The following is a 5,945-nucleotide window of genomic DNA, read 5'->3' as shown; positions in this document are numbered from 1 at the left end:
GAACGGTACAGTGACTACGGGGCTATAGCTGCATGAAACTGTCCGAAGTGTTGTTGAAGATGAGAATATGAATATCTTCTTGCAAGATGACCTCGGTATCGATACCAGCGGAGCAGGCCCTCTTGATGAACAATGTGCTGATAGTGGTAATAGGAACTGCTTCTTTTCTTATATGTATAGCGATGAATACCCAGTGATAACCAGACAGGGATTGTATTCTGGTGATGCATTAGATTCTACATCTTTGACTCGTGTTGGTATTGCCAAAGTTGATAGTGAAGGCAGTATTGAGGGAAATGGCATCCAATGGTTAGCCGAGGATTCAGATTGCCAAATTAGTGATCCACAACTGGTAGACCTAAAGAACGGCCGCTACCTGTTTGGGTATGCGCAATTCCAGTGTATCTCCGATAACCTACCATACAATCGCAGTTACAATAAAAGAGGCGAGGCTATGCGCATGTTGGTGCCAAAAGCCTACTATGTGATGGAAATTGATGCAGATCTTAATGTTCTCGAAGGGCCGGTAAAGCTTACCGACTATGGATGGGGTGGCCTGGATGAGCCAATGTATTTGGGAAATGGCAAGGTGGCCTGGAACTACATCAAAAATCCTACCCTGGAAAATTATCTCGGTGGGCAGCAAAACATCTGGCAGGCGATTGTTTACCATTCTGAAAGTGTAAACTAATCTTAGTTGACCGGGGCAAAGCACTGTCCTGCCCTGGTCCTTCCTGCGGTGTGCCGCTTTGCGATGGTAAAAATGGCTGACGCTCCCGCGCGTCGAAGGGCGAAGGGCCATGGGGCTTGGCTGAAGCCAGTGGGTCAAATTGACTTAACCTAGCACAACGCAAGTGGTTTGAACGCCAGCGCCTAGTCGTCAACATCGCCTTGCAGTACCGTTCCCGCTCCAATCAGTACATGCCTGCGGTCTGCTTCACAACCTACCCAGAATATAACAAAAGAACAATAATCCTATTTTTGAGGCTCGTCGACATTGAATACCATCAAATATGAAATTTAAAAATTAAGCTCTGAATAACTGCTTTCTCTTGGGTGTGCCCGGGTAAAGAGATTGGATTCACTCAGGGTATTCAATGAAAATTCCTGATCGTTAAAAATCAGGAGCGTATTGAAAATCTGATTGGTATTTTAGATGATGTTACTTGATCGCGTACGTATCAGCCAAAGAGGACAAGTGGTTTCTCTGGTGTCTGAATTCACCCAGAACGGTGAATCGAATGAAGCTAATATTAATTAGAGGCAACAAAGTAGCCTTAATGTAGTTGATATTTAGCGGGAAATTTTTTCTGTCGGCGTATTTCTATCACAGGATGTGGATCAGCTATCAAGTCTGTCAAGTACTGTCGTGAGCACACGGGCCGGTATGCTTAATACGGTGATGGTTGTTCAGGCCAATGTTAGTCAGAGCGCTATATCCTCTCAAAATGGTACTGGAAATATGTGCACAATTATTCAGTAGGTGTTGATAAAAGGGGACCGAAGGGCTCAACTAATGACTTAGGCCATGGTGTAACATGGGGGGCAATTTTAGATTTAAACAAGGTGTGAATGTCCTACGTGATTTACCTGTATATTTGTCGTGATTGGTAAGTATTAAGGCCACAATCTTGTAATCTCCAAAAGTCAAACTTCTTTGTTGGTACGTTCTTCTATAGAATCCGCCCCCTTTCCGGTTCTTCGAACGTATAAAAAAACAGGAAGTTGATTTTATGACTATCTCTCGCCGTAGTTTCGTCCAGGCCATGGGCGTTGCACTTCTCACTCCGTTTACGATTCGCTCCTTGGCGGAGACTGACAGTGAAGCTTATGCACGCTTTGTATTGGGGGGGAGTACGTCCAGTGATGAAATCGACAATGACGGTTTAGTGTTTGATCTCTCTGTGGCATCAGGAGATCCAAGCCAAGCAGGCGTGGTGCTCTGGACCCATGTCAACCCAGAAGCGTACATTTCTGGCCAATCATTATATGTTGATGTCGCACTGGATGAAGGGTTCACACAACCGATACTCAGTGCCGAGGTCAATGCCAGCGATATTACGGCCGAGCGGGATTACACGGTCAATATTGACTTGGAAGGGTATCTTTTACCGGATCAGCGTTATTTCTACCGCTTTAAGTACGGCAATCTATCTAGCCGTACCGGACGTTGCCATACTTTGCCCAGTGGCAGTTTAGAAAATATCAAAATGGCAGTAGTTACCTGCCAGGATTACACCACGGGTTATTTCAATGCCTACAGCCATATTGCGGACGAAGATGTGCATTGTGTGTTGCATCTTGGTGACTTTATCTATGAGTATGCGGAATATGAAGGCTTTGAAGATTCCATTGTTCACTCCTTAGCCTTGCCCTCTGGCGGCTCCGTGGCGATGGATCTGGAGGACTACCGCCATATCTATAAAGAATATCGCAAAGACAAAAACTTGCAGCGGGCAATGGAGATGCATTCGTTCATCATCACCTGGGATGATCACGAGACGGCAGATAATGCTTATTGGGACTATGAGCGGGATACTTTGGGTGTCCCATCACACCCTTATCAGACCGGTGACAATAATCCCGATCAGTTGCGCCAACTGCGCCGTGATGCCCAGCAAGCGTGGATTGAGTATGTGCCGGCAAGGGTTAAAGTGAATGAGTCGGCTAGCCACGCTTTTGATTACCTGCAGATTTATCGATCCTTCCAGTTTGGTGATCTGGTCGACCTCTATATGACCGACAGTCGCACTTATCGCACCAAAGAACCCTGTAAGGATGGGACAGACTGGGAAAATTATTGGTGTACCGATTATGAAGAGAATACCCAAACCATGCTGGGTGAAACGCAGCGGGATTGGTTGATTGACGGCGTTGCGAATTCAACGGCCCGCTGGAAAGTATGGGGTAACCAAACACTATTAGCGCAATTGGCCGGTACGGTGCTTGGGCGCCCCCTGGTCTACGCCAACTATGATGCTTGGGATGGTTATCAGTGGGAAAGGGAGCAGATACTCTCTTCCGTGAAGGATAGCGGCACCAACAATTTTGTCGTACTCACTGGTGACTTACACTCAAGTATCGCCTCTTATCTTAAAGTAGACTTTAAAAAAGTCAGCAATTGGAATTACGATAATCTAGTGGGGGTAGAATTAATGACACCCTCAATTTCCTCACCCAACCTTAATGATACCGTAGAGAAAGGTATTGATGTGGGGAGCATATTCACTTCTCTCTTGAATGGCGGTGTGCAGGTCAATAATCCCCATATTAAAGATTTCGTGAGTAATATTTACGGGTATGCAGTGATCGAATTTAATGTTGATGAACTGAATTGGACGGTTTATAGCATCGATAAGAAAGCAGACAACCCCAGTACGGCAAAGAACGTCTATAAAAAGTTCAATTACGAGCCTGTAGGCATGTGGTTGACCGAGAAGTAATCAGTTTTGATTTCCAGGGGGAGTGGGGCGATATTTGCTCCGGCCTCCCAAGTTGAGCCTTAATTTCCTGCCGGCTAGCAGCCAGATTCAACTTCTGTGCCTGAAAATCCTATACCTCTGAATAGAAACAAACTCTGTCAATATAGAAGTTGATATATCCCTCTTGGTCATCTATACCCGTCGAGGGGCGCAAAGCAGTCACTGGCGCCGAGGTATACCCGCAAGGAAACAACCACAAGGTTCAAGGATATCACTGTGCTGCAAGAAACTTACCCCTACTATCTCGCCAATGAAGCAGTACACGCAAACACTGATCTGGAGGTAACGGATAAGTACTCGGGGAAAGTGGTCACACGAGTCGCCCTGGCGGATGCTAGGACGATTGATAGCGCCATCGACTGGGCGCTTTTGGCCGAAAAGCCCATGGCCAATTTGCCAGCATATATCCGCCAGGAGGTTCTTCAGCACTGTGTGCAGCGGTTCAAGGAGAGATTTGAAGAGCTGGCTGTGGCGCTTTGCATTGAGGCCGGCAAACCAATCCATGATTCGCGTGAGGAAGTGAGCCGCCTTATTGATACATTTCATGTTGCTGCTCAAGAAGCAGTACGTATCAATGGTGAGATTGTCAATTTGGAGATCTCCAAGCGAGCTAAGGGGTACCGCGGATTTATCAGGCGGGTGCCCATCGGTGCCTGCTCTTTTATTTCGCCGTTTAACTTCCCTCTTAATCTTGCCGCCCACAAAGTTGCACCTGCTATAGCGGCTGGCTGTCCATTTGTACTTAAGCCCGCCAGTAGAACCCCAATCGGCGCACTAATTATTGCCGAAGTGTTAGCTGAGACGAACCTCCCCAAAGGGGCTTTCTCAGTATTACCCTGTCATCGTGAGGGGGCGGATCTATTTACGATAGATGACCGGTTTAAGCTACTTAGTTTTACCGGATCACCTTCGGTAGGCTGGGACTTAAAGGCCCGGGCAGGGCGTAAGAAAGTGGTGTTGGAATTGGGAGGTAACGCGGCCTGTATTATTGACCAAGATACGGATCTGGATGATGCGGTAGAGCGCCTGATTTTCGGCGTGTTCTACCAATCTGGTCAGAGCTGTATTGGAGTACAGCGGATCTATGCGCATTGTAGTTTATATGAAGATTTAAAGCGCCGCTTGATTGAGCGGACTAAAAAACTCAAGAAGGGCGACCCCAAATCAGAAGATACTTTTATAGGTCCGATGATTTCGGAAGGGGAGGCAACTCGCTTGCATGACTGGATCAAAGAGGGAGTGAAAGCAGGAGCCACGCTGTTGTGTGGCGGTGCGCGTGATGGTGCCATGCTAGATCCTACACTTCTGGAAGGCGTGCCCCATGAATGTGCGGTGGTGCAACAAGAGGCATTTGGCCCGGTCGCCATATTGGAACCCTTCGACAACTTTGATGAAGTTTTGGATAAAGTGAATGACAGTGCTTTCGGCCTCCAGGCTGGAATTTTCACACGTGATCTCTACAGGGCGCAGCATGCCTGGGATACGCTGGAAGTAGGTGGTGTCGTCATTGGTGATGTACCCAGTTGGCGGGTCGACAATATGCCTTACGGCGGCGTCAAAGACTCTGGACTTGGTCGGGAGGGCGTGCGTTGGGCGATTGCAGATATGACGGAGGAGCGTTTGATGGTGGTAAGAACCCCAGAGTGAGATTTTATCCCATGAGTTTATGTAGCTTTACTTATGCGGGGAGGAGGCAAAGATAATCTTCAAGCTGTACCTGAGTAAGCGATCAAGTAACCCCATCTTAAACACCGGCCAAATTTTCTCTACTTTCCTGAGCTTTAACGATCAGGAAAGAGGGAGGGTGTTCAAAACTCAGTGTTAGCCAAGCAGCTATAGGCTGATATATTTCTCCAGCCGATCTGGAAAGTGGATCGCCAGCTGCGACAGTGTCAAATTCCAATTTTGAATCGGGTGTGTCCAGCGCTCGGAGGCTTTTAGTATACCGGCGTAGAGAAACTTCAGTAAGCTATTCTCATTGGCGAAGCCACCCTTGGTTTTAGTCAGCTTACGGAACTGCCTGTGTACGACCTCCAGCGCATTGGAGAGTTGGCCATTTACCGCGCCACGACTTAATCACCATCGGATATTTATCACCCCACTTGGCCTCCAGCTCATCTAAAGCGCTCTCGGCGGCATTGAGAGTTGCTGCTTTGTAGACGCACTTAAGATCAGCCATAAAGGCCTTCTGATTTTTTGAAGCCACATACTTCAGTGAGTTGCGCACCTGGTGGATGATGCAGTGTTGGATCTCGGTCGCTGGATAGATGCTCTGTATAGCCTCAGGGAAGCCCTTCAAGCCATCAACACGTGCAATCAGGATATCTTTGACCCCACGCTTGTTGAGGTCGGTCAGAACACTCAGCCAGTGATGTGCGCCTTCTTGGTCAGATAAATAGAGCCCCAGTAGCTCCTTTTTGCCTTCAATATTAAGGCCAAGAATCGTGTCAATGGCCTTGCTGG

At 47.5% G+C, this 5,945-nt stretch carries 3 protein-coding genes and 1 pseudogene; 3 read left to right on the top strand and 1 reads right to left on the bottom strand.

What is annotated here, in order from left to right; translation table 11 throughout:
* Positions 1 to 67: 67 nt before the first annotated feature.
* The 3 genes from MO867_RS20095 to MO867_RS20085 all read left to right on the top strand — a co-directional run bounded on the left by MO867_RS20095 (position 68) and on the right by MO867_RS20085 (position 5,129).
* Positions 68 to 691 carry a hypothetical protein gene (locus tag MO867_RS20095; protein WP_252472427.1) on the top strand — a complete coding sequence of 208 codons (624 nt, stop codon included), beginning with the start codon at positions 68 to 70 and terminating at the stop codon, positions 689 to 691.
* A 1,042-nt stretch (positions 692 to 1,733) separates the two neighbouring features.
* A complete protein-coding gene (locus tag MO867_RS20090; RefSeq protein ID WP_252472426.1) occupies positions 1,734 to 3,443 on the top strand; it encodes an alkaline phosphatase D family protein in 1,710 nt (569 codons plus the stop codon).
* 255 nt (positions 3,444 to 3,698) lie between these two features.
* Positions 3,699 to 5,129 (top strand): aldehyde dehydrogenase family protein, encoded by a 1,431-nt coding sequence (locus MO867_RS20085; RefSeq protein WP_252472425.1) that lies wholly within the window; start codon positions 3,699 to 3,701, stop codon positions 5,127 to 5,129.
* A gap of 186 nt (positions 5,130 to 5,315) precedes the next feature.
* Here MO867_RS20085 and MO867_RS20080 read toward each other — a convergent pair.
* A pseudogene (locus MO867_RS20080) lies at positions 5,316 to 5,945 on the bottom strand (IS256 family transposase); the annotation flags it as partial.

It is taken from the genome of Microbulbifer okhotskensis (genome assembly GCF_023895975.1).
Taxonomy (GTDB): Bacteria; Pseudomonadota; Gammaproteobacteria; order Pseudomonadales; family Cellvibrionaceae; genus Microbulbifer; species Microbulbifer okhotskensis.
Note: the sequence above shows the minus strand (reverse complement) of the source record. Positions and strands in the feature narration are given on the sequence as shown.

Excerpts from the sequence above, each read along its gene's own strand:
- MO867_RS20095 (WP_252472427.1), top strand. The coding sequence starts at position 68 with ATGAATATCTTCTTGCAAGATGACCTCGGTATCGATACCAGCGGAGCA.
- MO867_RS20090 (WP_252472426.1), top strand. The coding sequence starts at position 1,734 with ATGACTATCTCTCGCCGTAGTTTCGTCCAGGCCATGGGCGTTGCACTT.